This is a genomic window from Saccharothrix sp. ALI-22-I (assembly GCF_001984175.1).
Lineage (GTDB): Bacteria > Actinomycetota > Actinomycetes > Mycobacteriales > Pseudonocardiaceae > Actinosynnema.
On the sequence record NZ_MTQP01000069.1, the window covers coordinates 46,125 to 71,864 of the forward strand.

Here is a 25,740-nt window from a genome sequence, read left to right on the forward strand (position 1 = left end):
GCGACGGCCGCCCGGCTGCTCATGGTTCTCGCCGCCGGCGACACACCGACACCGTCCCGGATCGAGTTGGCGACGATGCTCGTCGTGCGTGACAGCACCGCACCACCGGCCTGAACGCGCGGGGGGCGTCACACCGGGTATTGAGACGGTGTGCGTCCCTCTGGGCCTTGTCAACCGAACTGTTTCGCTCAATACTCCTAAATGTTTCAGCGCCGGAACACGAGTAGGGCACAGGGGATTCCCCCGGTGCCTCCCACATCCATGCCTCGTTCCGGAGGACTGACACACGTGAAACTGAACAGCAGAACGCTGGGCGCAGCCCTGGCGTCCGTCGCCTTGGCGGTCGCGGGGGCGTTGACGTTCGCCGCACCCGCACCGGCGGCGAGCCTGACCGAAGTGACGAACTTCGGCACCAACCCCACCAACCTGCGGATGCACCTGTACGTGCCGGACAACGTCGCGCCGCGGCCCGCGATCCTGGTGGCGGTGCACTACTGCAGCGGCTCCGGTCCGGCGTTCCACTCCGGCACCCAGTACGCGTCCCTGGCCGACCGGTACGGCTACATCGTGATCTACCCGTCGGTGACGCGCAGCAGCCTGTGCTGGGACGTGTCGTCTCCGGCGGCGTTGCGCCGCGGCGGCGGCAGCGACCCGGTCGGGATCATGTCGATGGTCGACTACGTCAAGCAGCGGTACAACGCCGACGCGAACCGGGTCTTCGCCACCGGCACCTCGTCCGGCGCGATGATGACCAACGTCCTGCTCGCCGACTACCCGGACGTGTTCAAGGCGGGCGCGTCGTTCGCCGGCGTGCCGTTCTCCTGTTTCGCGACCACCAACGGGTCGGAGTGGAACAGCGAGTGCGCCAACGGTCGGATCACCAAGACCGCGCAGCAGTGGGGCGACCTGGTCCGCAACGCCTACCCCGGCTACACCGGGCCGCGTCCGCGGATGCAGATCTGGCACGGCACCAACGACGACACCCTGCGCTACCCGAACTTCGGCGAGCAGGTCAAGCAGTGGACCAACGTGCACGGCCTGAGCCAGACGCCCACGTTCACCGACACCCCGCAGTCCGGCTACACCCGCACCCGCTACGGCAGCAGCGGCGGGATGGCGCAGGTCGAGGCGATCAGCATGCAGGGCGTGACGCACAACCTGCCGGTCGACGCCGCCCAGGTGATCCGCTTCTTCGGCCTGGACAGCAGCACGCCGCCGACCAGCACGACCACCACCACGACCACGACCACCACCACGACGACCACGACGACGGCACCGCCGACCAGGACGGGCTGCCGAGTCGAGTACACCGTGAGCGCCTGGAACACCGGACTCACCACGGCGATCACCATCACCAACACCGGCAGCTTGCCGATCAACGGCGGCTGGAGCCTCGCGTTCACGCTCCCCGGCGGGCAGACCATCACCAACGGCTGGAACGCCACCTACTCCCCGACCAGCGGCCCGGTGGTCGCCCAGAACGTCGCGCACAACGCCAACATCGCCCCCGTCAACGGCTACGTGAGCATCGGCTTCCAGGCCAGCCACACCGGCAACACCGGCGAACCGTCCGCGTTCACCCTCAACGGGGCGGCCTGCACCGTCATCTGAGCCCGCGACCACCGCAATCCGGTGCATCCCTGGCCGGCGGCTTTTCCGTCGGCCGAATTGTTAACGCTAACAACGCTTTCGCTTTCGCGTAACCACCCACCACATGGAGAGGAGTCCTGGGATGCGGCATCCCACACGACTTCGCACTCACCTGTCCGTCATGGCCGTCGCCGGGTTGACCCTGGCCGGAACCACCGTCGCGCTGGCCGGGCAAGCCGCCGCGGCGCCGGGGTGCTCGGTCGACTACGCGGTGACCTCGCAGTGGTCCGGCGGGTTCGGCGCGAACGTCACCGTCACCAACCTCGGCGACCCGGTCAACGGGTGGACGCTGACCTGGTCGTACGCGACCGGGCAGCAGGTCACGCAGGCCTGGAACGCGACGGTGTCGCAGTCCGGCACCCAGGTCACGGCCAAGAACGTCAGCTACAACGGCAGCATCGCCACCGGCGCGAACGTCGCGTTCGGGTTCAACGGCTCCTTCACCGGCAGCAACCCCACGCCGGCCAGTTTCGCGCTGAACGGCACCACCTGCACCGGTGGCGTCGGCCCGACGACGACCAGCAGCACGACCACCACGACGTCGGTCACCACGACGACCTCGAACCCGCCCGCGGGCAGCCTGCCGTCGAGCTTCCGCTGGTCCTCCACCGGGGCGATCATCGGCCCGAAGCCGGACTCTGCGCACGCCAACGTGGCGGTCAAGGACCCCAGCGTGGTCTACCACAACGGCAAGTGGCACGTGTTCGCCTCGACTTACACCAACGGTTACAACCTGATGTACACCAGTTTCAGTGACTGGTCGCAGGCGTCCTCGGCACCGCACACCTACCTGGACACCACCGCGATCGGAGCCGGCTACAAGGCGGCGCCGCACGTGTTCTACTTCGCGCCGCAGCGGTTGTGGTACCTGGTCTACCAGACCGGCGACAACGCGTCGTACTCGACCACGACGGACATCGCCAACCCGCGGTCGTGGAGCGCGCCCAAGAAGTTCTACGCCAACGGCATGCCGCAGATCATCCGGGACAACATCGGCGCCGGCTACTGGGTCGACTTCTGGGTCATCTGCGACAGCGCCAAGTGCTACCTGTTCTCCTCCGACGACAACGGCCACCTGTACCGGTCGGAGACCACGGTCGCGAACTACCCGAACGGGTTCACCAACACCGTGATCGCCATGCAGGACTCCAACAAGAACCGCCTGTTCGAGGCGTCCAACGTCTACAAGATCCAGGGCCGCAACCAGTACCTGCTGGTGCACGAGGCCATCGGCTCCGACGGCAGGCGCTACTTCCGCACCTGGACCGCGCCCGCCATCACCGGGCCGTGGACCGCGCTGGCCGACACCGAGGCCAACCCGTTCGCCCGGCACAACAACGTCACCTTCTCCGGCACGGCGTGGACGCGTGACATCAGCCACGGCGAGATGCTGCGGTCCGGCAGCGACCAGATCATGGAGATCAGCCCTTGCAACCTGCGCTTCCTCTACCAGGGCATGGACCCCAACTCGGGCGGTGACTACAACCGGCTGCCGTGGCGACTCGGTCTGCTGACCCAGACCAACTCCACCTGCTGACCCCGTGAGGCCCCGGGCGGCGCGAGGCGGGACGTCGGCACCACGTCCCCCTTGCGTTGCCCGGTGTGCTCCCCCACCGGGGCCGGTACCCGGACACTCCGCCCACCGCACCGCCTGTGCCGCAAGGTATGCGGACTCCGGTGCGTCCGTCCGGCCCCGGTGGAGACCGTCGTGTTCCCGTCGTGTTCCCGTCCTGTTCCCGTCGTGTTCCCGTCCTGGCCGGTTGTCGCCGGTCGGGGCGGGAGCCACCTTGAGCGTCAGGAGAAGCGATGCAGAGCAGATCGACGCGATTCGGGGCAGCCCTGACGGCGGTCGTCGCCGTGACGGCGTTGGCCGGTTATCTGGTCGTGGCGGGCGAGCGCACCGCGCTCGCGGCCTCGGCCGTCACCATCGACGGTGCCCGCACTCACCAGCGCATCGACGGTTTCGGGATGTCCGAGGCGTTCGGACAGGCCAACGCCATCCGCAACCTGGGTGACACCGCGTTGCGCAAGCAGGTGCTCGACCTGTTGTTCAGCGAGACGAACGGTGCGGGGTTCAGCATCCTGCGCAACCTGATCCCGTCCGACCCGAGCCACACCATGCTGCCGAACGCGCCGTCCGGCCCGTCCGCCACACCCGCCTACGTGTGGAACGGCGCCGACGACGCGACCGACTGGGGGCAGCTGTGGCTCACCAAACAGGCCAGGGGCTACGGCGTCTCGACCATCTACAACGACGCCTGGAGCGCTCCGGGCTTCATGAAGACCAACAACGACGAGGCCAACGGCGGCACGTTGTGCGGTGTCCCGGGTGCTTCGTGCGCGAGCGGTGACTGGCGGCAGGCGTACGCGAACTACCTCGTGCAGAACGTCAAGAACTACGCCTCGGTCGGGATCACCGTGCCCTACCTCGGGTTCCTCAACGAGCCGACGTGGACGACCGGCTACTCCAGCATGTTGATCAACCCGACGCAGGCCGCCGATTTCACGAAGGTCCTGGCCAACACCATCCGCTCGGCCGGGCTGTCCACCAAGATCGTGTGCTGCGAGACGTTGGGCTGGAACAACCTGCCGGGCTACACCAACGCGACCCTGGGCGACTCGGCCGCCGCCGCCGGCTTGGGCGTGTTCAGCAGCCACGGCTACGCGAGCGCGCCGAACTCGGTCGTCAACACCGGCGGCAAGCCCGTGTGGCAGACGGAGTGGTCCCACGGTCAGGGCACGTTCAACGCCGCGTGGGACGACAACACCGCCCAATCCGGTTTCCGGTGGGCGCAGAACATCCACAACGGACTGGTCAACGCCAACCTCAACGCGTTCCTGTACTGGTGGGGGATCAGCAACAGCACCAACAGCAACAGCGCGCTGATCCAGCTCAGCGGCACCACGCTGAACTTCGCCAAGAGGTACTACTCGTTCGTCAACTACAGCCGGTTCATCCGTCCGGGCGCGGTCCGCATCGGCGCCTCCACCGCGGACGCCGACCTCAAGGTCAGCGCCTACAAGAACACCGACGGCTCCGTGGTGATCGTGGCCCTCAACTCCGCCACCAGCGCCACCCAGACGTCGTTCACCCTGCCCGGCACCGGCATCACCACCGGCTCCGCGACCCCGTACCTGACCAACGGATCGAGCAACACGGCGCGCCGGCAGCCGATCGCCGTCACCGCCGGCGGGTTCGGCGCGACCCTGCCGGGCCGGTCCCTGGTCACGTACACGATTCCCGCCGGTGGCAGCCAGCCGTCCACGTCCACCACGACGTCCGCCTCCGCCACGACCACCACTCCGCCCGGCGGTGACGGCTGCACTGCTTCGGTGTCCCTGAACTCGTGGAACGGCGGTTTCGTCGCGACGGTCAAGGTGACCGCCGGGGCGTCGGCGGTCAACGGTTGGCGGGTCGCGCTGACCCTGCCTTCTGGCACCGCCGTGACCAACACCTGGAACGCCGTGGCCGCCGGTAGCACCGGCACGGTCCAGTTCACCAACACCGACCACAACGGTCGGATAGCCGCCGGCCAGTCCGCCGAGTTCGGTTTCCAGGCCACCGGCAGCGGATCAGGCCTGACACCGGCCTGTTCGGCCGCGTGACACCGAGCTGTTCGGCCGCGTGACACCGGCGTGCCTGCCACCCGAGCGCCGCGCCTCCTCCTTCTTACCCGGCAACGTCAATGGTGCGCTGAAAGTTTCCGCGAATCTTCCCATTCACGGACGGTTCGCTCGATCAGGTGATCTTGAGCCGTCATCGGGAGATCCGGGTTCGGGGCGGGCACGCCCGCGGGTTCAGCGGTCGGGGGGCAGGGTCGGGGGTCAGCGGTCGAGGGCTTGGGAAATATCCTGCCACAGGTCGTCGGCGTCCTCGATGCCCACGGACAGGCGGATCGTGCCACCGGTGATGCCGTTCGCGTTCAGCTCCTCCTCCGTCAACTGCCGGTGGGAGGTGCTGGCCGGGTGCAGGACCAGGGTTTCCGGGCCGCCCAGTGAGGGCACGAGGCTGACCAGGTCCAGGCCGGTGACGAACTTGCGGCCCGCTTCGGTGTCCGCCAGGTCGAATGAGAACGTGCTGCCGTAACCGCTGAGGAAACGTCCCGCGACGGTGTGGCTGGGGTGCGTGTCCAGGCCGGGCCAGTGCACCGCGTGCACCGCGTGCACCGCAGGCTGGGCGGCCAGGCGGCGGGCCAGGATCTCGGCGTTCTGCTCGTGCCTGCGGACGCGCAGCGCCAGGGTGCGCAGGCCCCGGATGGTGAGCCAGGCCGCGAACGGGTCGGGGGTGACGCCGAGTTCGATCGAGTGGTGCCAGGTCGTGCGGTAGCGGGCCGGGTCGGCGAAGACCGCCAGGCCGCCGGTCACGTCGCTGTGCCCGCCGAGGTACTTCGTGGTCGAGTGGACGACCACGTCCGCGCCTTGCTCGATCGGGCGGCACAGCAGCGGTGAGGCGAAGGTGTTGTCCACGACGACCAGGACGTCGTCCCCCACTACTGCGCTGAGCGCGGGCAGGTCGCTGACGTGGCCGGTGGGGTTGGCGATGGTCTCCAGGTAGAGGACCTTGGTCTCGGGGCGCAGTGCCGTGCGGACCTCATCGGGGTCGTGGCCGTCGACGTACGTGACGGCGATGCCCCAACGTTTCTCCAGGTCGTGCAGCAGGGCGAGGGTGCCGCCGTAGAGCGCGCGCTGGGCGATCAGGTGGTCGCCGGTCTTGAGGCTCGACCAAGGCGACTGTCTGATCGGCGCGGATCTTTTCCTGCCCCTGAGCCCTGCGTCGAGGTTGGGCCTGGGCTATCGCGATCTGCCTCCGCCGGCCCTGCACTGACGCCGGAGACCGCCGGCCGCACCGTCCTCGATGCGCAGCCACGCGGTCAGTTCGCCGTCAGGACCCGTTCAAGCGTGGCGTAGCCCGCCGGTTCCCAGGTCGGTTTGCCCCCGGGCAGACCAAGCCTCCCGTTCTGCCCGATCCCGATCAGGCCCAGGGCGCGCAGGACAGCCCCGCCACGGGCCCGGGTGATGGTCGCTTCGTCGGCCTGCCCGTAGGCGTCGGAGAACCGCCCGGATTCGGGCACGGCGGTTCACACGGGCGGGTTCAGGCGCCTTGGTCGCCGGTCCGGCCGATGATCCACCGGGTCAGGGCGTCGAGGTAGCCGGGCGCCAGGCGGGTGCCGCCGTCGGTCCGGACGCGGTGGTCGGCGCCGGGGAACACCTCGACGGTCAGCGTCGCCCGGCTGTCGCGGTGGCGGTGGCAGGCGGCTGCGGTGAACAGGTGGATGCTGTCGGCGACCGGGACCACCTCGTCGTCGGCGCCGAAGATCGCCAGGTGCGGGCAGCGCAGGCGCAACGCGTCCGGGACGGGGTCGTGGTCCTGCCTGCGCTTGAGGAATCTCCAGAAGCGCTCGTCCACTTCGGCCGCGTGCTCGGTGAACGCGGTCGGCGGGGATTGGGCGAGTCGGGCCGCCTCGGCGAAGTCGGCGTCGCGTCGACCGGCCTCGACGACGCGGTCGTAGGCGGCCAGCGCGGCGTCGACCTCGTCGTCGGTGATCCCCTTGGTCCGCCGCAGGGTGGTGGCCAGCTCGTAGCGGTCCTGCGCGGCGGGTGTCGTGCCGGGGCCGCCGTTGGTGACGACCCACGGAACGTCGTCCCGCAGCGTGGTGGTGCGCAGGACGACCCAGCCGCCTTCGCTGTGCCCGAACAGCCCGGCAGCCTCGCTCCGCACCTCCGGCCGCGCACGCAGGAAATCCAGCGCGGCGGCCGCGTCGGACGCCAGGTCGTCCATCGTCGCGTCGAGCCAGTCGCCGGACGACCCGCCGACGCCGCGCTTGTCGTAGGACAGCACGGCGATCCCGGCGTCCACCAGGTGCCGCCGGATCGCCGGGAAGTGCGTGTCGTTGTCCCGGTCCGACGGCCCCGACCCGCCGACCATGACCACACCCGGCACCGGCGCACCGCGGTCGGGCAAGGTCAGCGAACCGGCCAACACCACTCCGGCGTTGGCGAAAGTGACGTTCTCCGACAAGACTCCCCCTGAGTCGACGATGATCAGCACCGTAGCGCCGGCGTGCCCCAGTTCGAGGTACCGGATCGCTCCGCCGCCTCGCACAACGCCCAGTGTCCTGCGCCAGTCAATCAAGATATGAGGCGAGGCGGTCGAGGATCTCGTCCGCGTCCTTGGTCCGGATAGAAGGCTTGGGATCCTCGTTCCACGCCTTGATCCAGTCGCGGATGTCGTTCTCCGGGGCGCGCAGGGACTCCAGATCCGCCCGACCGTGGAGCGGGACAACCCGCTCCCGGCCGCCATCGAGGCCCGCGACCAGTGCGTGGCGTCGGCCGGTGTCCGTTCCAGCGTGGCCACCATGACCTGTCCGAGGTATCCGACAAATCCACACTTACTCAACGAATTTCAGGCGCAGGACACTGGAGGCCACCCGACGGCGGGGCTACTGGTGGGCACCGCGAAGCAGCTGCCTGCCCCACAGCACACCGACCAGCGCCAGTACCAGCCAAGCCGCTGCCGCCGCGATCGAGCGGGGTGAGTCGAAGGCCAGGGCGGCGTCGCCGAGGGTGGCGGCGAGGGCCGTGGTCGGCAGGAGGCCGAGGGCGGTGCCGGCGGCGAAGGAGCCCGGGGTGACGGCGGTGACGCCTGCGCCGTAGTTGGACACCGCGAACGGGACGACCGGGAGCAGGCGGAGTACCACGGTGGCGGCCAGGCCGTTGCGCGCGAAGACGGAGTCGAGCACTTGCAGCCTCCCGGAACCCAGCCAGCGCGCCACGGATCGCCGGCCGAGCAGTCGGGCGATGAAGAACGCGATCAACGCACCGGCCGTGAAACCGACCACCGCGATGACCAGTCCGGGCAGGATTCCGAACAGCAGGCCGGACGCGGTGGCCAGGACGGGTTTCGGGAAGAACGCCGCCGTTCCCATCGCGCACAGGGCCAGGAACACGAACGGCGCCCACGGTCCTTTGTCGTCGATCCAACCGCGGAGCTGCTCGGGCTCGGGCAGGTCCACCAGCACGGCCGCGACGGCGAGCGCCAGGACCACGACGGCCAGGCCGACCAACCGCACGTGCCGCACCGTCTCCCCCGAACCGCTCGCACCCGCCAGCCTACTATGGTTAATAGTAGCCCATGTGCCATTCTGAGCCGCGATGAAGCCTTCACTCCGCGACCGCGCCGACCCGAGCCGCAAACGGCGCACTGACCAGCCACTCGTTGCCCGACCCCGGCCGGCCGACCGTCGGCGGACAGCCGAGCCGCGCAAGCGCTCGACCCGCGGCAAGCTCGCCACCGCCGTGAGCGTACTCATGCTCGCCGGGCTGACCGCCTTCGTCGTGCGCGAGACCGTCACATCACCTCCCCCGCCGGCTCGACTCGCGGCACCGGTCACCGCCGAGACGCACGGCGGGCACGCGTCTCCGAGCCGGACTCCCCCGGCGCCCAACCCCGATCCGGTGCTGTTCGACGCGGCCACCGCGTCGGCGGAGCTGCCGCCAGGCGGCGAGTTCACCGCACAAGGCAACAAGAAGTGGGCCGTGGTCCCCGGCACCGCGCCGGCCGTGGGCGGAGTGAACCGGATCACCTACACGATCGAAGTCGAAGAGGGCGTGCGGCTCACCGGCGGCCCGGAGGACTTCGCCGCCGACGTCACGAGCATCCTCGCCGACCCGCGCGGGTGGATCGGCGACGGGCAGCACGGGTTCCAGCGGATCGACACCGGCAAGCCGGACCTGCGCATCAGACTCACCTCCCAGCTGACCACTCGGGACGTGTGCGGGTTCTCGATCCCGCTCGAAGGGTCGTGCGCCACCACGGAGATCGTGACGATCAACGTCGCCCGGTGGGTGCGCGGCGCCGTGTCGTTCCAGGGCGCGCTGGTCGAGTACAAGCAGTACGTGGTCAACCACGAGGTCGGGCACGGCCTCGGTTACCCCCACAAACCGTGCCAGGACAACGGCGCGCTCGCCCCGGTGATGATGCAGCAGTCCTGGGGCGTCTCGAACGACTACCTGGTCGCGCTCGGCACGGACCGCGTGGTCGCGGACGGCAAGGTGTGCCGACCGAACGCGTGGCCGTACCCGACCGGAAACCGTTGACACACCAGGGCGTGCCGACGCCGGCGGGCGGATATCGTCCACGGGGAGCCGATCGGACGCATACTACTATGCATGACAGTAGTCAGACGGGGGAGCCCCACTGTTACCCCTGTCCTCGATGCCCTACCGATACCCTGCACGGGTTTTGTGTATCGTGACGGCGTGCTCCATCGAGTCCGCATCCGAGCCTCGCAGTGGGCCATGGTGTGGGCTGTCGCGTTCGCCGTGGTCGGCATGCACCACCTCGGCACCCAAGAGTTGGCCGTGCACCCGACGGCCGCTTCGGCAGCCGTCACCATGGCCGACTGCTGCGCGGACGCGTCCGAAGAGCACGATCAAGACCCTGCGGGGCAGCACGACATGCTGCACCTGTGCCTGGCGATCCTGGCCGCCGCGCTCGGCCTCGCACTGGCCCTGCTCGCCATCCGCCGGCGACGCCTGCCCGAACGGTTCCAGTCGTTCACCACGCGGGCGACACGTCCGCGATCCCCTCCCCCGAGACCCGGCGGCACATCGGCGCTGCTGGCCAACCTCTGCGTCCTGCGGCTGTGACAGGCGGCGCGTGACGTCCTTCGTGGACGCCGACGCGACGCCGCGCAATCGACTGGCTTTTTCAACACCGCAGAGGACCTCATGACCAGGAAGAACCTGGTCGGGACGGCGCTTGCCGTCCTGACCTCCGGACTCGTGCTCGCCGGGTGCGGCAGCGACTCCGACTCCGGCTCCGGCGGCCACGACATGGGCAGCATGACCGGGACCACGAGCGCCACCAGCAACGCCGCCGCGCCGTCGGGCGAGCACAACGACGCGGACATCACGTTCGCGCAGGGGATGATCCCGCACCACGCGGACGCGCTGACGATGGCCAAGTTCGCGCAGGGCCAGACGTCCAACGCCAAGGTGCTCGACCTGGCGTCGCGCATCGAGAAGGCGCAGGACCCCGAGATCAAGACGATGACCGACTGGCTCAAGAGCTGGGGCGCCGAAGTGCCCAGCACCGATATGCCCGGCATGGACCACGGCTCCACCCCCATGCCCGGCATGATGAGCCAGGCGGACATGGACATGTTGAAGCAGGCCAAGGACGCCGCGTTCGACAAGATGTTCCTGGAGATGATGATCGAGCACCACCAAGGTGCCATCGACATGTCGAAGACCGAACTCCAGCAGGGCTCCAGCGCCGACGCCAAGAAGCTCGCCCAGCAGATCATCGACGGCCAGCAGGCCGAGATCACCGAGATGCAGGGCCTCTTGCAGGCAGGCGGCTGACACCAGGCTGAGGTACCGCCGACCCCGCATCACGCTTACTATCCTCCATAGGAGGAGTGATGCGGGGGCTCGGTGGACTGGAAGCCGCGGTCATGGACGTGCTGTGGAGCACGTCCCAGGCGCAGCGGGTCCGTGATGTGCTCGAAGCGATCACGAAGGAACGCGCGCTGGCGTACACGACGGTCATGACCGTGCTGGACAACCTGCACCGCAAGGGGTGGGCGGTCCGGCACATGGAGGGCCGCGCGTACCGGTACGCGGTGTCGGCGGCCGCGTTGATCAGGCGCAGTCGTACGCGTTGGCCGGCCTTCACCTCGGTTGTGACCGGGTCTTGGAACGTCCGGCCGTTGGCCAGCACGTGCGGGTAGACCAAGTCGCCCGCGTCACCGCCCAGCAGCGACGACCGGGGCATCGCGGCCATCGCGCCGTGGTCCATGCCGCTCATGCCGGCCATGCCGTTGCGCTTGAGGTCGTCGAACGCTTCGTCCGGTGTGCGGTCGATGCCGTCGAGCCAGTCGTCGAGCACGATCGCCAGCTCGGTGTCGTAGTCCGCCCCGTCCTCGGGGTCCTCCACGATCAGCGGCGCGTAGAGCCCTCGATCGAGCTGCACGCCGGAGTGCGGGTGGAAGAAGTACGTGCCCGCGTCCGGGACGGTGAACTCGTAGGCGAACGCGCCACCTGCGGCGACGTCCGGCTGGGTCAGGCCCGGCACGCCGTCCATGTCGTTGCGCAAGGCGATGCCGTGCCAGTGGATGCTGATCGGGTCGGGCAACCGGTTGTCCAGTTCAACCCGGACGACTTCGCCGCGTTTCACCCGGATCTCCCGACCGGGCAGCCGACCGTCGTAGGTCCAGGTGTCCACCCGCACCCCACCGAGGTCCACCACCCCGGTCACCGCGTTCAACCGCACCGAGGTCTTCGCCGCGCCCGGCACCTCGCGTGCGCGTTCGGCGGCGAGGACCAGCGGCGAATCCGGCTTGATCCGCGACGTACCCCCACCGGACGCGGACGAGCACGCCGCCAACCCGATGGTCGCCGCCGCACCCGCACCGATCCGCAGGAACTGGCGGCCGACACTCGTGGTCCGGTCATCCCACTCCCCCTCCGAGGCATCTACTATTCACCATAGTAGATACCCGGACGGAGGGGTCCGGCGGTCAGCCCGCGACGGTGTCGTCGGCCGGTCGGTCGATCAGGTGGACAGCGAGGCCTTCGGGCATCGGGGCGCGGCCGGGGCCGCCGTCGGCGACCCAGTCGAGGATTCCGTCAACAGCCTCGTCGGTCAGCACGCCGCCCAGCCAGACCGGCTTGACGCCCGCGCCGCGCGCCGGGCGGACCACGACGACGTTGGAGAAATCGCACGAGCTCAGGCAGTTCGCGACCGTGACGGCGTGCGGCCCGACACCCTCGCGGAACCTGCGCAACTGCCCGACGTGGTCGATGTCCGGGTGTTTCTCGGCGGTGCCGCAGCAGCATCCACGACAGACGGTCAACTTGCTCGAATCGGACACGGCTCCAGCCCTCCCGGTGGTGAGTGGACAAGCGAAGAGGTGTCGCCCCGGCTCGACGATGACCGGGGCGACACCTCCCGGGATGTCACGCGCGGGCGACGGCGTACCCGACGCCCTCGACGGCGGCGGTGATCGCGGCCTCGTCGGCCGAACCCGTGACGCTGAGCTTGCCGCCGGTGATGTCCACCGTCACGTCGGTGACGCCGGAAACGCCCTGGACGGCGTTGGTCACCTTGGTCGCGCACCCACCACAGGTCATGCCCTGGACGACGAAGTCGAGACCGGCGGCCTTGGCCTCGTCGGCGGTCGTGGCAGCGGGCGTCTCACAGCTCTGGCACATGCGACTTCTTCCTCCGGTTTCCATACCCTGTAGGGGTATCATTGGAACCGTAACATACCCTACGCCCGTATAGGTTGGCACAGCAGGCGGATAGGACTGCGCCCAGCCGTTCGAGTGATCGACCGCGTACGATGTCCGTTGGTCGAAGGGGGCGTGAGTGCACGGACTGGGCGAGTTGGAAGCAGCGGTCATGGACGTGCTGTGGCGCGCGCCCGAGGCGATGAAGGTGCGCGATGTGCTGGACGGGCTCGACACCGGCAAGCAGCTCGCGTACACCACCGTCCTGACCGTGCTGGACAACCTGCACCGCAAGGGCTGGGTCCAGCGCGAACTCGAAGGCAAGGCCTACCGGTACGAACCGATGACGAGCCGGGCCGAGGCGGCGGCGAACGCCGTGCGCGAGTTGGTGAACGCGTCCGGCGACCCGGACGGCGTGCTGCTGCACTTCGCCCGCTCCGCGTCTGAACGCGAGACCGAGCTGCTGCGCAAGGCCCTGCCGAGGAAGCCTCGCCGGAAGTGACCGTGGCCGCCGCGCTGCTGGTCGCGGCGGGCCTCATGGGCCTGCCGGCACCCCGCCGGCTGCCGGGCTCGCCGGCCCGTGGCGCCGATCCGCTCGTCCCCCTGTCGGCCTGGCCGGCCTCCACCGCGAACGTCGTGGCCACCGCCGCGCTCGCCGTCACGCTGCTGCTCCTGCCCGACCACGGCTCGCACGTGCTGGCGGTGGCCTGTCCGTAGGTTCGGGGCGCCGCACCGGTACTGCTCGTCAAGGATGAGGCGCGGCTCAGCGCCCGATGCGACCGACCGGCGCCGGTGACGTCAGTGCGCCCAGCACGGTGGCTTCGAGCACGTTCGCCGCGTCACGCTGCTTCAACCGGCCCGCGCCGACCTCGTCGGCGGCCACGTGGATCAGGCTGTAGAAGACGGTGACGAGCCACGCCTGGGGCAGGTCGGTGCGGAACGACCCCTCGTCGCGTCCCCGTGCGATGAGCCGCTCCACCCGCTGGAGGACGACCTTGTGGTAACCGCGGACCTGACGCGCGCTGAACACGGCGCCGGCGGCCGTCATCAGGTTCCGGTACCCGGCCAGGATGTGCCACGCCGACCGGATGAGCCGCGACAGGGCCTCCACCGCGGGCCCGTCGTCCAACGCCTCCGCGTCGAGCACCACGGCCGCACTGGACACCGCCCGGTCGAGCACCCGCGCCAGCAGCTCCTCCCGGGACGGGAAGTGGGTGTACAGGGTGACCCGGCTGACCCCCGCCGCCTGCGCGATGGCGGTCATGCTCACGTCGGGCTGCTCGCTGAAGCAGTCGAGCGCGGCGTCGAGGATCGCTTCGATGTTGCGCTCGGCATCCGCCCGCCGCCGTCCATCACGACTCATGGGTGCATCGTCCCACGACAGACCGCACAGAGCCGTCGGCACGACCGCCCACGCTCACGAACGCACCAGTCGGGCGATGACCTCGCCGGCCCACGGCCACCGGGACGACCGACAAACCTTACAGAGGTGTTTGACTTACAGGGCGGACGCGGGCTAGCTTTCCTTAACACTATCGTTCGACTTCTGGAGCACCCGGTGAGCGACTCCCACGGAGAGCACCACGGACACGGTCACGCGCCGACCGCCCAGTCCCCTGGGCGGTGGCGCGTGCTCGTCCTGCTGTGCCTCGCCCAGTTCATGGTCATCCTCGACGTGACGATCGCGAACGTCGCACTGCCCAGCATCGGCGCGGACCTGGAGCTCGGCCGCGCCGCCCTGCCGTGGGTCATCTCGGCGTACACCCTGGTCTTCGGCGGATTCCTGCTGCTGGGCGGCCGGTTGGCGGACATCGTCGGTCGGCGGACCACGTTCGTCATCGGTCTCGCCGTCTTCACCACCGCGTCACTGCTGTGCGGACTCGCGGTGAACGGGACGATGCTGGTCATCTCCCGGTTGGCGCAGGGCGCGGGCGCGGCGTTGCTGTCCCCCGCCGCCCTGTCGATCATCACGACCACGTTCCACGGCGCGGACCGGAACAAGGCACTCGGCGCGTGGGCCGCCATCGGCGGCACCGGCTCGGCGGTCGGCGTGCTGCTCGGCGGCGCGCTGACCAGCGGCCCCGGCTGGGAGTGGGCGTTCTTCATCAACGTCCCGGTCGGCATCGGCGTGCTGGTGGCCACCTTCGCGATGGTCGAGCAGGTGGCGGGCCGGCGGGTCGAGGGCAAGGCCGACTGGCTGGGCGCGGTGCTCATGACCGCCATGACCGGTCTGCTGATCTTCGGCTTGATCAGCGCCGGTGGCGCGGGCTGGGGTTCGATGACGACCCTGGTCCCGCTCGTCGCGGGCGCCGTCCTGGTCGTGCTGTTCGTCGTGGTCGAGCGGCGTGCGGCGAACCCGCTGGTGCCGATCCCGGTGCTGACCCGGCGCTCGGTGGTGGCCGGCAACCTGGCGATGCTGTCCGGCGCGGGTCTGCTGATCGCGAGCTTCTTCCTGGCCTCGCTCTACCTTCAGAACGTCGCGCAGTACACCGCGTTGCAGACCGGTCTCACGTTCCTGCCCGTGGCACTGGGCATGATCGTCGCCGTGCACCTCTGCGGGCACCTGCTCGCCAAGCTCGGCTGGCGGCCGGTCGCGACCATCGGCATGGTGATCGCCGCGGGCGGATTCGCGTGGCTGGCCCGACTGTCGGGCGGCGAGAACGCGTTGGGCGAGGTGCTGCCGGGGTTCATGATCTCGGCGGCGGGCCTGGTGTGGATGTTCATCGTGGCCACCACCAGCGCGATGAACGACGTCGACCACCGCGAGGCCGGTCTGATGTCCGGCCTGGTCAACACCAACCACGAACTGGGCGCGTCGCTCGGCATCGCGTTCGTGGCCGCGATCGCCGGCGCGAGCGTGGACACCGGCGGCCACGGGACCGCCTCGGTGGACGGCTTCCAGAACGCCTTCCTGGCCTGCGCGATCGTGGCGCTGGTGGTGGCGGTCGTGTCCCCGCTGCTGCTGCCCGCCGGCAAGCCCAGCTCGGACGGCGGCCCGGTCTTCGCCCACTGACCCGCGCCGAGTGAGGCGCGGACATTCCGTGTCGCGCGGCGAGGTCAAGCCGGGCGACATGATCATCTACTACTCCGACCAGCACCACGTGGCCATGGCCGTCGACAGTGTGCGCGCCGTGCACGCGTCCACCGAGGGCGTGCCGGTGAGGATCGCGGACATCGACTCGATCGGGCCGATCAGCGTCATCCGGCGCATCGAGGGTTGAGCCCGCTCGGGCGCGACCACCCGTTCGACTGCCGAGCCTCGCCTGCGCCAGTGTCCGAAGTGGACAGCACACCGGCCGCGCGTGCGGTGCCCCACCAGTCACCGGGGCACCGCACGGGGGTCGTCGGTCAGGAAATACCGCCGTTGCAACCGGAATCCTGGACGCCGCCCTGAATCCAGGGCAGGTTCACCTTCCGGAAGGCGATCGAGCGGTGTGACGTCGAGCTCGACGACGTGTTCTCGTTCACCTCGATCAACGCGCCGACGTGGAAGTCGGCGGTCTTGGTGATGCTGGAGTAGCCGCCCTCCCGGTAGCTGCCGCCCTCACCCGGCAGCGGCGCGTCCGAGAACGGACGGCTGTAGCTCCAGGTCCGTCCTTCGTCCTCGCTCATCCGGATGCGCATCTTGGTGCGGGTCTCGGTGCTGGCCGAGTTCACGAACGCCAGCCGGGCCGGCGCGTCGGCGTTGTAGCGCATGGTCGAGCCCTCGTTCACCGGGTCGAGCAGGCAACTGGCCGCGGCGAACGGCCGGAAGCCCGATTCGATGGTGCCGCGGGTGACCCAACGCCGTTCCTGGATCGCCGCGGTCGTGGACGTCGGCCGGTCGTTGCGGTACAGCTCGCCGTTCGACAACTCCAGCACGGTGGACTCGCCGGTCTGCTCCATCGCGGCGCCCGTCGTGGTCTCCAGCACCGCCGACTTCCACGTCACGCCGTGGTCGTCGCTGTAGATGTTGCGGTGCTGGGCGGGGATGACCAGGCGGCCCGCGTTCTTGTAGGTGGTCTGGATGCCGACCCCCGGTCCGATCGCGTCCCAGTTCCAGCTCCGGCCGTTGGCCGACGTCCTGGGCTTCAGGGTCTCGGACATGTTCACCGGAGACGCCCAGGTGTTGCCGTTGTCGGTGCTGGAGGTGAGCCACACCTGCCGGTCGTCCCAGGAGTCGACCGGCGAGTGGCCTTCGGGCTGGTAGTTGAGGAACAGCCAGATCTTGTTGTTGGAGCGGTCCACGACGGCGGTCGGGTTGCCCCACGTGCCCTGCCCGGCGCCGACCACCTCGGACAGCCTCGACCAGGTGGCGCCGTTGTCGTCGGAGACCTTGTAGACCAGGTTGATGTTGCCGAAGTCGGCGTTGTTCGCGGCACGCCCCTCGGCGAAGGCGATGAGCCGGTTGGTGTTCGTGCGGATCAACGACGGGATGCGGAAGGAGTGGTACCTGATCCCGTTGAGCAGGTCGTCGCCCCCGCCATCAAAGATGATCTTTTCCGAGTGCGACTGCGCCGCCGCCTCGACCTGCCCCGCCGACACCGGTACCGCAGATACCGGTACCGCGGTGGCGGCCAGCAGGGCGACGACCACGCCGCAAATCCGTAACAGCGACATCCGCGCTCTCCCAAGTTGCGCTCGGACGAAACTTGCAACCCAAGATATCCAAGATCTCGAAAATTTGTAACCGCCCGCCGACTCGGGCAGGGCCCTCACTGGGCCGCCACACCACCGGCGGAAGCCACGGCGGGACCGGCGGAGGTGCGGGCTCGCCTGGTCGGCCGCCTGCGGATGATCCATTCCGCGACGGCGACGTTGATCACCCAGCCCGCGCCCAGGAGCAGTGTCCTGGTCACCCCGTCGGCGTCGCCGACGAGCAGTATCCAGAACAAGGTGACCACCGCCTGAGTGCCCGCGCCTTGGGCGATCGCGTAACCGCGGATCATCCACGCGCGGTGCCGGGCGACGTTCCGCCGCCGGATCGCGGCGACGCCGAGGACGAACGACAGGACCATGGCCGAGCCGAACACCAGTCGGAACGCGGCGAGGAGATCGCCGTCGCCCTCCGGGCGGGCGTAGAACAGGGTCATCCACAGACCCGAAAGCCCCATGGCGAGCCCACACGGGACCAGGAACCGGCCGAGGGCACGGTGTCTGCCCGGCCGTCGCCGGCGGAACCGGGGGGCGAACTGGAACGCACCCAGGAGGCAGTACAGGACGGCGCTGAAAATGTGCACCACCACCGGCAGGGGCGCGGCGAAGAACCGCGCGTTCTCCGGGGTGACCTCCCCGCCGGCCAGGTCAGCCAGGCGGAAGACGCCGCCGGCCATCGGCACGATGGTGAGCATGATCAGCCCGGTGGGTATCAGCCACTCTGCTCTGGTGGAGGAGGTCACGGTGAAGGCCCTTCGTTCTGGTCGTCCCTCGGCGGGCGACCGGTGCCACGTCGTCGGATTCGGCGTCGTCGTGGTCCGATTCTGGCGACCGGGGTGGTCGCAGATCATCGGAAGAAGGGCCTGAGCCGAGCCGTCCTATAAGCGGGGACGGCCTAGTACTTTCGGCTGCGGACGCGGTGGGTCTCGTAGGCCCACATGGCGATCTCGACGCGGTTTCGGGCGCCGAGCTTGGCCATCAGGCTGGCGATGTGCGTTTTGACGGTGCTCAGGGTGATGTGCAGCTCGTCGGCGATCTCGCTGTTGGTGCGTCCCCGTGCCACCGTGACCAGGACCTGCTCCTCGCGGTCCGTGAGCGGTTCGATCGGTTGCACCGGTGGTGCGGCGGGACCGGCGGCGGCGAAGGTCCTGAGCAGTCGTGCGGTGATGCTGGGGGCGATGAGCGCGTCGCCGTTCGCGGCGGCGTGGACGGCTTGGGCGAGCAGGGCAGGGCCCGCGTCCTTGAGCAGGAAGCCCAGAGCTCCGGCCCGCAGGGCTGCGTAGACGTACTCGTCGAGGTCGAACGTGGTGATGACGACGACGGCGAGGGGGTCCTCGACCGCCGGCCCGGCGAGGAGACGCGTGGCCTCGATGCCGTCGACGCCGGGCATGCGGATGTCGAACAGGCACACGTCGGGGCGCAGGCGTTGGGCGAGTTCCACGGCGCGCCGACCGTCGGCGGCCTGGCCGACGACCTCGATGTCCGGTTGGGCGTCGAGGATCATCGTGAGCCCGGTGCGGACGATCTCCTGGTCGTCGGCGACGACCACCCGGATGCTCATGCGGGTGACCCGGTCCGGGGCAGTGTGGCGGTCACGATCCAGCCTCGTTCCGGGTCAGGGCCTGCTTCACATGTGCCGCCGAGCAGGTCGACGCGTTCGAACATGCCGATGAGCCCGTATCCGGGAGCGGCGGTCAGGCGCAGACCGCCGGTGTCACCGTCGTCGCTCACGCGCAGGTGCACCGACCTGTCGTCGGCGGCGACGTGGACCTCGATGCGGGTCGCGTGCCGGGCGTGCCGTCGCGCGTTGGTGACCGACTCCTGGGCGAGGCGGTAGATCGCGGTGTCGACCGACGGGTGGAGGTCGTCGATGTCGCCGGAGATGCCCACCTCGACCGACGGGCCGGTGCGGCCTCGGCTCACGAGCTGCTCCAGATCGGCGATGCGCGGGCTGGGCGCCAGGTCCACGGGCTCGTTCCGGCGCAGGACGCGCACCATGGCGCGCATCTCGACCAGAGCGCGCGAGGCCTCGGCCTCGATCACCCGGAGGGCGTCGGCGGCGGCGGTCGGCTGCGACACCGCTGTCGCCAGACCCGCCTGGGCGCGGATCGCGATCGCGGAGACGTGATGGGCGACGGTGTCGTGCAGATCCCGGGCCAGGCGTTCCCGTTCGACCAGCTTGACCTGGTCGAGCTCACGCGTCCGCATCCCGGCCCGGTAGCGCAACGCCGCGCCGAGGGCGATGGCCGAGAACAACACGGCGAGCCCGCCGATCACGTCGGCGAGGCCGGTGGGGCGGAGGACCATCGAGAGGCAGGCGCTGCCGAGCACGATCGCCAGACCGATCACGACCTCGCGCCCGGAACCCCACCTGACCAGCGCGTACACCAGGATCAGGTGGTACACCATGGTGTAAGGCTCGGTGTGGTCCCCGCCCGTCAGCAGCGTGAGCGCACCCCCCGTCCCGAAGGCGATGACGACCATCGGCAACGGTCTGGTGCGCCGCCACAGCAACGTGGGCACCAGCCCGATGACGGCGATCAGCGAGAGGTTCAGCCACGGGAGATCCGGCCGGAGGGCTCCTTCGAGCACCGCCGTCGGCACGAGCAACCCCACGAGCACCCAGTCCCGCCACACCCGCGCCGGCGGGTGGTGGGGACGGGGCTCATCCCACGTGGAGCGGAGAAGATCCTGCACCCGGTGATGGTACGAGAGTCCGCCCCGCTCCAGATCGGCCTGAAGTACGAGGTGACGGCGCCGGAAGTCCGACGCGCGGCTAACGGGTGCAGGTCAGCGTGCCGAACCCCAGTTGGTCGAAACCGCCGCTGTTGGGCCCGTAGTCGCCGCCGCCCCCTTCCGCCCGGTGTTGGGCCGCCATCGCGCTGATGTTCGGCGCGGAGAGTTCTTTCCGGACGACGTAGTGGTTGTGGATCATCTCCCAGATGGGGCGGACGTTCCCGCGACCGGCCGGCGAGGCGGCGGTGAACGTCTCCGATCCGGACCAGCTGTTCGGGTTGCCTTTCTTCCAGGTGAACGCGGTGTACGGCACGTCCTGGCCGAGGTTGTACTTCGCCGCGTATTCGGCACCGGCCAGGAAACGGTTGTCGTCGTACCCGTACATGTCATAACCCTGGTTGTGGGCCATTTCGCAGAATGCCGCGGTCAGTCCGATGCCCAGGGTGGCGTGGCCTTGGTCGCGCCCCGATTCGACCCATTGACCGAGACCGCCGGGGTGCAGCACCGGGACGGCGTTGCGGATCGATCCCATGCCCGCGCCGGACTGGAAGTAGTCGATCGCCTGGCCGACCTTCCCGCGGTCGTCGCACAGGACGCCGATGGCCAGCACCGAGGCGTAGGTGAGCTGGTCCCAGGACGCCCAGTAGTTCGTGATGTACGCGCCGTTGTGTTCGAGCAGGAACCGGTTGTTGAGCGGGTAGAAGACCGACAGCATCATGTTCTGGAATCGGGCCAGCTCGAATCCCGGGTAATCGCGCATGAGCTCGGCGGCGTTGGCGAACTGGTAACCGTAGACACCGGCGGCGATGTATCTGTCCGCGGTGCCCTCGACCGCCCGGAGCGTTCCCGACCAGGCGTTGAGGATGTCGCGGGCGGTGTCGCCGTGTCGGGTGTCGCCGGTGATCCGCCAGCGCAGGGCGTTCTGGTAGGCGGCGTGGATGTCGTTGTACAGCTTCGCGTAGTTCTCGGGGCTACCGGTGCCGCGGTAGACCGTTGCCTGCGCACTGGGCTGCCACGTGTTCCGGGAGTGCGGGTTGGCCGTGAGCCGGTCCCAGCCGGCCGCCCACGGTTGCGCGCCGGCGGCCACCTTGGCCGCCATCCGGTCCAGGTCCGCCTGCGTGTGCAGCAGACCGGGGTGCACGAGGCCGGTGGGCCCGGTGGTCGTCGTCCCTGCCGCGGTGGTCGTTGCGGTGGTCGTCGGGGGCGTGCTGGGTGCGGTCGCCGCGGAGCCGGTCAGCTCGACGCCACTCGTCCGGCCCGCGGTGGTCGTTCCGGTCGACCGGACCCCGGCCGGCGCTCCACCTACCGCCGTCCCGCACCCCACGCCGACCAGGCCCGCCGCGCCGACGGCGACTGCGGCCTTCAGCAACCGGCGGCGGCCGATCAGAGCGGCGTCCGGTGACACTCCGTGCTCCATCAGAGACCTCTCCTCGATCGTCGGCCGCCCCGGGACGGACGTGACTCACGATCAGGAGACGGAGTGGCCGGCCGCGGATAACGGCTTTTCGGCGTTTCCCAGCAGGTGCTCCAGCGGCGAGAAGCGGTGACCGGGCTCCCGCACGGGTAGTGGTTTCGGGTAGTGGTTTCGGCGTCCGCCTCGTACGGTGTCCCGGCACGCGGCGAGAGAGGAGCGCGACGTGGCGATCGTGTCGCCTGGTTTCCACGCCCGACGGCCGGCAGCCTGGTCCCGTTCCGCTTGGTGTACTCCGTGCGCGACCCCGACCAGCGCTATTACGCAGGCGAGCTGACCAGCCCCGAACCGGGCGTGGACATCACCTACGTCTACACCCGGGCCACACCGGAGTCGTGGCCGACCGCACCACACCGGATGTGGCAGGGTAAAAGCAGGGGGTCCCCTTGGCGAGGACCCCTGCGAAGCACTGGTTCCGACCGGTCAGCGGCGGCACGACGTGAACGCGGGCGGTGTCGGGCGGGCACTCATCGGGTACGGGCTTCCGGGCGGCTGTCGCTGCACGCATCGCGTACGGGCTTCCGGAGCGACTCTCGCTGGGGCAGAACGGTCCCCGGTGGGGTGCGGGGCCGCCAGGTGCGGTGGGCGGCCCCGCACGTGGGTCACCGGAACAGGCGCAGGGGCACGGCGGCGGCCATGACGGCCATGCCGGCGTCGTTCGGGTGGAGGTGGTCGCCGCTGTCGTAGGCGGGCAGCAGGCGGTCGGGCTGGTCGGGGTCTCGGGTGGCGCGGTCGAAGTCGATGACGGCGTCGTGCTCGCCGCTGGTGCGAATCCAGCGGTTGATCTCTTGGCGTGCGGCTTCGTTCTCGGGGCTGTAGAAGCCGAATGTGTCGTCGCGGAACGGGGTGATGGTGCCGCCGTAGATGCGCAGGCCCTGTGCGCGGGCTCGGGCGATCAGCTGCCGGTGGGCGCCGATGATGTCCTGAGCGGTCACCTTCTCCGACTCCGGCGCACTGGTGCCGGGGTGCCCCAGGTCGTTGACGCCGAGCAACACCACGACGTGGCCGACACCCGGTTGGGCGAGGACGTCGCGGTCGAAGCGGCGCAGCGCGGCCTGTCCGAAGTACGCCGCGTACCCCTCCGCCGGGTGGCCTGCGGGCGGGTTGGGGTCGTGCAGCAGGCGGTTGCCGGCGATGCCCTCGTTGACCACGCCCAGGTGCCGCAGGCGCGGGTCGTCCTGGAAGCGGCGGGCGAGCACATCGGGCCAGCGCCGGTTCGCGCCGCGCGTGGTCTCCGCGCCGTCGGTGATGGAGTCGCCGAACGCCACCACGGTCGCCCCGCGCTTGCCGGTGACGCTGACGCCGGTGAGGAAGTGCCACTTGCCCAGCACGGCGGTCGGGGTGATGTCGGTCTGCCCGGTGACGTTGCCCGCCGCGAGGTACCCGTCCTGGAACGGGAAGGCGTGCACGGTGGTCGCGGGCGTGCGCCGCGGCAGGTGGATGCTGATGACGAGGTCGGAGTCGGCGGCCACGGGCAGCGCCACGGGGTCGCTGAGCAGAGGTGTGCCGGGCGGCAGGGTGGCGGACGTGCGCCCGCCGAACGTGAGCCGCCGGTCGGTGCCGCGTTCGACCGCCGCACCGGTGCCCGCCCGGCGTGCGACGTGGGCCTCCCCCACGACCAGCGGCTGTGTGCCGAACTCGTTGGACAGCCGCACCCGGACCGTGCTGCCGCCGACGCTCAGGTGCACGATCTGGCGCAGGGTCTGGTTCTCGAACGTCGTGGTGTCCGACGCGGGCACGGTGGTGGGCGATGTCGCCCACGCCCCGATCCAGGTCACGCGGGGTGACGCGGAGGCCGCGGTCGGGAGCAGGAGCAGCAGGGCGGCTAACACCGCCGTCATCGAGCGCTTCACCGAATAACTCCTCAGCCGCGTGCGGGAACGTCGAAGCGCCAGCCCTCGGCGCGCAGTTCGGGGATCAGCCGGGCCACCGCGTCCACGGTCTGACCGCGATCGGCCGGGCCGTCGTGCATCAGGACCACGGCGCCGTCGGTGAGCCCGTCCTTGACCCGCCGCACGAGCTCGTCGACGCCCGGCGGGTCCCAGTCGCCGATCACCAGCTTCCAGCCGAGCGACTTCATCCCCAGCTCGGCGGCGACCTGCGGGGTCTGCCCCCAACTGCCGTAGGGCGCGCGGAAGTAGCGGATCGGCGCGCCCGGCGCGGCGCGGCGGATGGCGGCGCTGGTCTGCCTCAGGTCGGCCTCGATCTGCTCGGGCGTCCAGGCGCCCATGTCGTCGTGGTGCATGCTGTGGTTGCACAGCAGGTGCCCACCGGCCACGATCTTGCGGACCAGCTGCGGGTTGGCCTCGACGTAGTCGCCCCACAGGCAGAACACCGCCTTGACGTGGTGCCTGCGCAGCACTTCGAGCAGGCGGGGCGTGTCGGCCGGGTTCGGGCCGTCGTCGAAGGTGAACGCGACGGTGCGCCCGCCGTGCCTGGTGGAGTCGATGATCGTCGGCTCGGTCGCACCGGCCGGCGCGGCGGCCAGGCCGAGCACCAGACCGGTGGTCATGAGCACCGTTCTCCACCTCATCGTGAAACCCCCTCCGTCGGACGAGCGCTGACCACTATCGGGTCGGGATCGACACGCCTACCAGACGTTTCGAGGATGTTTCGAATCTCAACTGGCCGGTGCCGAGCCCTGCGGTCCAGGCCGGTCGGGAGACCTGCTCGCGCTACGACCGGGACCGCTGGGGGATGATTCCCGCCATGCCGTTCACCGCGTCGCCCGCCATGGTGCGCCAGACCGAACGTTGGTTCGTGCGCAACGGCACGCCGACGATGATCGAGGGGTACGGCTTCGTCAAGCACGTCCTGCCCCGGATGCTGCCCGCGCTGGCGTTCGTGACGCTCGCCAGCCTGGTCTGGCTGGTGCAGCTCAAAACCGCGGGTGCGGCGCGTTGGGCCCTGCTCGCGGTGGTGGCCGCGGTGACGCTGGCCGCGTGGGTGACGGTCTCGCTGTTCGTCCGCCGGTTGCCCCGCTTCTCCCCCACCGCCATCATCTCGATCCTCGCCGCGTACGCCGCGATGCCGGTCGCCGTGCCGCTGATGCAGCTCGCGCTGGACGGAGACGTCACGTCCCCCGGAGGCCCCGCGGTCGGGGTCCTGGGGTTCGTCATCTTCTTCGCCGCCGTGTTCGTCAGCACGCTCCTGGGCACCACGTACGGCCTCGGCACACTGCTTCACCGGGCGATCAAGCACGCCGTCTACGACCTGCGCAACAGCGTGCACCTGATGGGCCGGGCGCTGCCGACGATGCTGTTCGTCACGCTCTTCCTGTTCTTCACCGGTGAGCTGTGGCAGGCCATGAACAGGCTGACGTGGTGGCGGCTCTCGCTGGTCGTCGCGCTGTTCGCCGCGATCACCGTGCTGGCCGCGGCCGCCCGGCTGCGCGACGAGATCGGCCGGGTCGAGCAGGAACTCAGCCCGCCGCTGCTGTTGGCCGCGTGCAAGCGCACGCCCCTGGCCAAAGCGCCGATCGACGAGCTGACGGCCGCCGGCCCCCTCCGCGCGATACCGCTGAACGGGCGTCAGACCGGCAACCTGCTGCTGGTGCTCGCCACCCGCCAGCTCATGCAGGCGGTGGTGGTCGGCCTCGCGCTGTTCGCGTTCTTCATCATCCTGGGCCTGCTCGTGGTCACGCCCGAGACGGCGGAACAGTGGATCGGCGCCCCACCCGTGCCCTCGAAGCTGTTCGACGTCCCCGTCGCGCTGCTGCGCAACGCCACCCTCTTCGCCGCGTTCGGCTCGATGTACTTCGCGATCACCTCGATGAGCGACGCCGACCACCGGAGGCAGTTCTTCGCGCCCATCATCGACGAGATCGAACGCACGCTCGCCGTGCGCACCGTCTACCTGACCGTACGTAGCCAGACCACGACGGCCGTGAAGACGGGCTGACAACGTGTGGTGACGGACAGTCCTGCTGTCCCGGCAGCGCCGGATCGCGTGACCGGCCGTGCGCAAGGCGTGTCCGACCCAGGCGGGTGGTTTACCGACCCGGCAGCGCACAC

The 25,740-nt window shown here is 69.7% G+C and carries 25 protein-coding genes and 2 pseudogenes; 12 read left to right on the forward strand and 15 right to left on the reverse strand.

All coding sequences use genetic code 11. From position 1 onward, the window contains the following. The first annotated feature begins 288 nt into the window (after positions 1-288). From ALI22I_RS42460 to ALI22I_RS52615, 3 genes are all read left to right on the forward strand, one after another. On the forward strand, positions 289-1,611 hold the full coding sequence (locus ALI22I_RS42460; RefSeq protein WP_238598842.1) for an extracellular catalytic domain type 1 short-chain-length polyhydroxyalkanoate depolymerase: 1,323 nt from the start codon (positions 289-291) through the stop codon (positions 1,609-1,611). A gap of 121 nt (positions 1,612-1,732) precedes the next feature. After that, positions 1,733-3,187, forward strand: a complete 1,455-nt coding sequence (locus tag ALI22I_RS42465; protein ID WP_202971184.1) for a non-reducing end alpha-L-arabinofuranosidase family hydrolase — start codon at positions 1,733-1,735, stop codon at positions 3,185-3,187. Positions 3,188-3,456: 269 nt separating this feature from the next. After that, positions 3,457-5,256 carry a cellulose binding domain-containing protein gene (locus ALI22I_RS52615; RefSeq protein WP_077011282.1) on the forward strand — a complete coding sequence of 600 codons (1,800 nt, stop codon included), beginning with the start codon at positions 3,457-3,459 and terminating at the stop codon, positions 5,254-5,256. 219 nt (positions 5,257-5,475) lie between these two features. Here ALI22I_RS52615 and ALI22I_RS42475 read toward each other — a convergent pair whose 3' ends face one another. From ALI22I_RS42475 to ALI22I_RS42490, 4 genes are all read right to left on the reverse strand, one after another. Continuing rightward, positions 5,476-6,390, reverse strand: a complete 915-nt coding sequence (locus tag ALI22I_RS42475) for a trans-sulfuration enzyme family protein (protein ID WP_083752425.1) — start codon at positions 6,388-6,390, stop codon at positions 5,476-5,478. A gap of 131 nt (positions 6,391-6,521) precedes the next feature. Beyond that, positions 6,522-6,722, reverse strand: a complete 201-nt coding sequence (locus ALI22I_RS42480; protein WP_238598843.1) for a hypothetical protein — start codon at positions 6,720-6,722, stop codon at positions 6,522-6,524. Positions 6,723-6,742: 20 nt separating this feature from the next. Beyond that, positions 6,743-7,753 carry an alpha/beta hydrolase family protein gene (locus ALI22I_RS42485; RefSeq protein WP_179118539.1) on the reverse strand — a complete coding sequence of 337 codons (1,011 nt, stop codon included), beginning with the start codon at positions 7,751-7,753 and terminating at the stop codon, positions 6,743-6,745. A 337-nt stretch (positions 7,754-8,090) separates the two neighbouring features. Beyond that, positions 8,091-8,720 (reverse strand): TVP38/TMEM64 family protein, encoded by a 630-nt coding sequence (locus ALI22I_RS42490; protein ID WP_179118540.1) that lies wholly within the window; start codon positions 8,718-8,720, stop codon positions 8,091-8,093. Between the two features lie 82 nt (positions 8,721-8,802). Between ALI22I_RS42490 and ALI22I_RS42495 the strand changes: the two genes are divergently transcribed. The 4 genes and pseudogenes from ALI22I_RS42495 to ALI22I_RS54180 form a co-directional block, all read left to right on the forward strand. Continuing rightward, positions 8,803-9,747 (forward strand): DUF3152 domain-containing protein, encoded by a 945-nt coding sequence (locus ALI22I_RS42495; RefSeq protein ID WP_077011285.1) that lies wholly within the window; start codon positions 8,803-8,805, stop codon positions 9,745-9,747. A 162-nt stretch (positions 9,748-9,909) separates the two neighbouring features. Beyond that, complete coding sequence (locus tag ALI22I_RS42500; RefSeq protein ID WP_143532726.1) at positions 9,910-10,299, forward strand: DUF6153 family protein; 390 nt, start codon at positions 9,910-9,912, stop codon at positions 10,297-10,299. An 81-nt stretch (positions 10,300-10,380) separates the two neighbouring features. Next, a complete protein-coding gene (locus ALI22I_RS42505) occupies positions 10,381-11,016 on the forward strand; it encodes a DUF305 domain-containing protein (protein ID WP_077011287.1) in 636 nt (211 codons plus the stop codon). Positions 11,017-11,075: 59 nt separating this feature from the next. After that, a pseudogene (locus ALI22I_RS54180) lies at positions 11,076-11,273 on the forward strand (BlaI/MecI/CopY family transcriptional regulator); the annotation flags it as partial. A 314-nt stretch (positions 11,274-11,587) separates the two neighbouring features. Here the strand turns inward: ALI22I_RS54180 and ALI22I_RS54185 are convergent. From ALI22I_RS54185 to ALI22I_RS42525, 3 genes and pseudogenes are all read right to left on the reverse strand, one after another. Further along, positions 11,588-11,950 (reverse strand): annotated as a pseudogene (locus tag ALI22I_RS54185) (multicopper oxidase domain-containing protein); the annotation flags it as partial. Positions 11,951-12,173: 223 nt separating this feature from the next. After that, the gene (locus tag ALI22I_RS42520) at positions 12,174-12,527 is read right to left on the reverse strand and encodes a hypothetical protein (RefSeq protein ID WP_077011288.1); all 354 of its coding nucleotides are present in this window, start codon (positions 12,525-12,527) and stop codon (positions 12,174-12,176) included. 85 nt (positions 12,528-12,612) lie between these two features. Beyond that, the gene (locus ALI22I_RS42525; RefSeq protein WP_077011289.1) at positions 12,613-12,867 is read right to left on the reverse strand and encodes a heavy-metal-associated domain-containing protein; all 255 of its coding nucleotides are present in this window, start codon (positions 12,865-12,867) and stop codon (positions 12,613-12,615) included. Positions 12,868-13,024: 157 nt separating this feature from the next. Here ALI22I_RS42525 and ALI22I_RS42530 point away from each other — a divergent pair, with 157 nt between their 5' ends. Then, positions 13,025-13,387, forward strand: a complete 363-nt coding sequence (locus tag ALI22I_RS42530; RefSeq protein WP_077011290.1) for a BlaI/MecI/CopY family transcriptional regulator — start codon at positions 13,025-13,027, stop codon at positions 13,385-13,387. Beyond that, a complete protein-coding gene (locus tag ALI22I_RS42535; RefSeq protein WP_077011291.1) occupies positions 13,384-13,602 on the forward strand; it encodes a hypothetical protein in 219 nt (72 codons plus the stop codon). Before ALI22I_RS42530 ends, ALI22I_RS42535 begins: the two co-directional genes overlap by 4 nt. A 46-nt stretch (positions 13,603-13,648) precedes the next feature. On the opposite strand, the gene ALI22I_RS42540 is transcribed toward ALI22I_RS42535, so the two are convergent. Then, positions 13,649-14,248 (reverse strand): TetR/AcrR family transcriptional regulator, encoded by a 600-nt coding sequence (locus tag ALI22I_RS42540; RefSeq protein ID WP_077011292.1) that lies wholly within the window; start codon positions 14,246-14,248, stop codon positions 13,649-13,651. A 195-nt stretch (positions 14,249-14,443) separates the two neighbouring features. On the opposite strand from ALI22I_RS42540, the gene ALI22I_RS42545 reads away from it, so the two are divergent. Continuing rightward, a complete protein-coding gene (locus ALI22I_RS42545; RefSeq protein ID WP_077011293.1) occupies positions 14,444-15,898 on the forward strand; it encodes a DHA2 family efflux MFS transporter permease subunit in 1,455 nt (484 codons plus the stop codon). A 28-nt stretch (positions 15,899-15,926) separates the two neighbouring features. Continuing rightward, positions 15,927-16,106: a hypothetical protein gene (locus ALI22I_RS42550; RefSeq protein ID WP_077011294.1), complete on the forward strand. Its 180-nt coding sequence runs from the start codon at positions 15,927-15,929 to the stop codon at positions 16,104-16,106. Between the two features lie 127 nt (positions 16,107-16,233). On the opposite strand, the gene ALI22I_RS42555 is transcribed toward ALI22I_RS42550, so the two are convergent. From ALI22I_RS42555 to ALI22I_RS42585, 7 genes are all read right to left on the reverse strand, one after another. Then, entirely contained in the window at positions 16,234-17,484 is a 1,251-nt protein-coding gene (locus ALI22I_RS42555) for a sialidase family protein (RefSeq protein WP_077011295.1), read from the reverse strand. Positions 17,485-17,579: 95 nt separating this feature from the next. Next, positions 17,580-18,263: a DUF2306 domain-containing protein gene (locus tag ALI22I_RS42560; RefSeq protein ID WP_238598844.1), complete on the reverse strand. Its 684-nt coding sequence runs from the start codon at positions 18,261-18,263 to the stop codon at positions 17,580-17,582. 152 nt (positions 18,264-18,415) lie between these two features. Continuing rightward, a complete protein-coding gene (locus ALI22I_RS42565) occupies positions 18,416-19,081 on the reverse strand; it encodes a response regulator (protein ID WP_077011296.1) in 666 nt (221 codons plus the stop codon). After that, positions 19,078-20,217, reverse strand: coding sequence for a sensor histidine kinase (locus tag ALI22I_RS42570; RefSeq protein WP_077011297.1), 1,140 nt, complete (start codon positions 20,215-20,217; stop codon positions 19,078-19,080). Before ALI22I_RS42570 ends, ALI22I_RS42565 begins: the two co-directional genes overlap by 4 nt. A 79-nt stretch (positions 20,218-20,296) precedes the next feature. Beyond that, positions 20,297-21,673, reverse strand: a complete 1,377-nt coding sequence (locus tag ALI22I_RS42575) for an alginate lyase family protein (RefSeq protein ID WP_077011298.1) — start codon at positions 21,671-21,673, stop codon at positions 20,297-20,299. 656 nt (positions 21,674-22,329) lie between these two features. Next, positions 22,330-23,580, reverse strand: a complete 1,251-nt coding sequence (locus ALI22I_RS42580) for an SGNH/GDSL hydrolase family protein (protein WP_238598845.1) — start codon at positions 23,578-23,580, stop codon at positions 22,330-22,332. An 11-nt stretch (positions 23,581-23,591) separates the two neighbouring features. Further along, entirely contained in the window at positions 23,592-24,260 is a 669-nt protein-coding gene (locus ALI22I_RS42585; RefSeq protein WP_143532728.1) for a polysaccharide deacetylase family protein, read from the reverse strand. Positions 24,261-24,436: 176 nt separating this feature from the next. On the opposite strand from ALI22I_RS42585, the gene ALI22I_RS42590 reads away from it, so the two are divergent. Further along, on the forward strand, positions 24,437-25,627 hold the full coding sequence (locus ALI22I_RS42590; protein ID WP_077011299.1) for a hypothetical protein: 1,191 nt from the start codon (positions 24,437-24,439) through the stop codon (positions 25,625-25,627). The last annotated feature ends 113 nt before the right edge of the window (positions 25,628-25,740 follow it).

Bases quoted from the DNA above. Each gene is read 5' to 3' on its own strand.
- ALI22I_RS42465 (WP_202971184.1), top strand. From the start codon at position 1,733: ATGCGGCATCCCACACGACTTCGCACTCACCTGTCCGTCATGGCCGTC.
- ALI22I_RS52615 (WP_077011282.1), top strand. From the start codon at position 3,457: ATGCAGAGCAGATCGACGCGATTCGGGGCAGCCCTGACGGCGGTCGTC.
- ALI22I_RS42495 (WP_077011285.1), top strand. From the start codon at position 8,803: ATGAAGCCTTCACTCCGCGACCGCGCCGACCCGAGCCGCAAACGGCGC.
- ALI22I_RS42505 (WP_077011287.1), top strand. From the start codon at position 10,381: ATGACCAGGAAGAACCTGGTCGGGACGGCGCTTGCCGTCCTGACCTCC.
- ALI22I_RS42525 (WP_077011289.1), bottom strand. From the start codon at position 12,867: ATGTGCCAGAGCTGTGAGACGCCCGCTGCCACGACCGCCGACGAGGCC.
- ALI22I_RS42540 (WP_077011292.1), bottom strand. From the start codon at position 14,248: ATGAGTCGTGATGGACGGCGGCGGGCGGATGCCGAGCGCAACATCGAA.
- ALI22I_RS42555 (WP_077011295.1), bottom strand. From the start codon at position 17,484: ATGTCGCTGTTACGGATTTGCGGCGTGGTCGTCGCCCTGCTGGCCGCC.
- ALI22I_RS42565 (WP_077011296.1), bottom strand. From the start codon at position 19,081: ATGAGCATCCGGGTGGTCGTCGCCGACGACCAGGAGATCGTCCGCACC.
- ALI22I_RS42575 (WP_077011298.1), bottom strand. From the start codon at position 21,673: ATGGAGCACGGAGTGTCACCGGACGCCGCTCTGATCGGCCGCCGCCGG.
- ALI22I_RS42585 (WP_143532728.1), bottom strand. From the start codon at position 24,260: ATGAGGTGGAGAACGGTGCTCATGACCACCGGTCTGGTGCTCGGCCTG.
- ALI22I_RS42590 (WP_077011299.1), top strand. From the start codon at position 24,437: ATGCCGTTCACCGCGTCGCCCGCCATGGTGCGCCAGACCGAACGTTGG.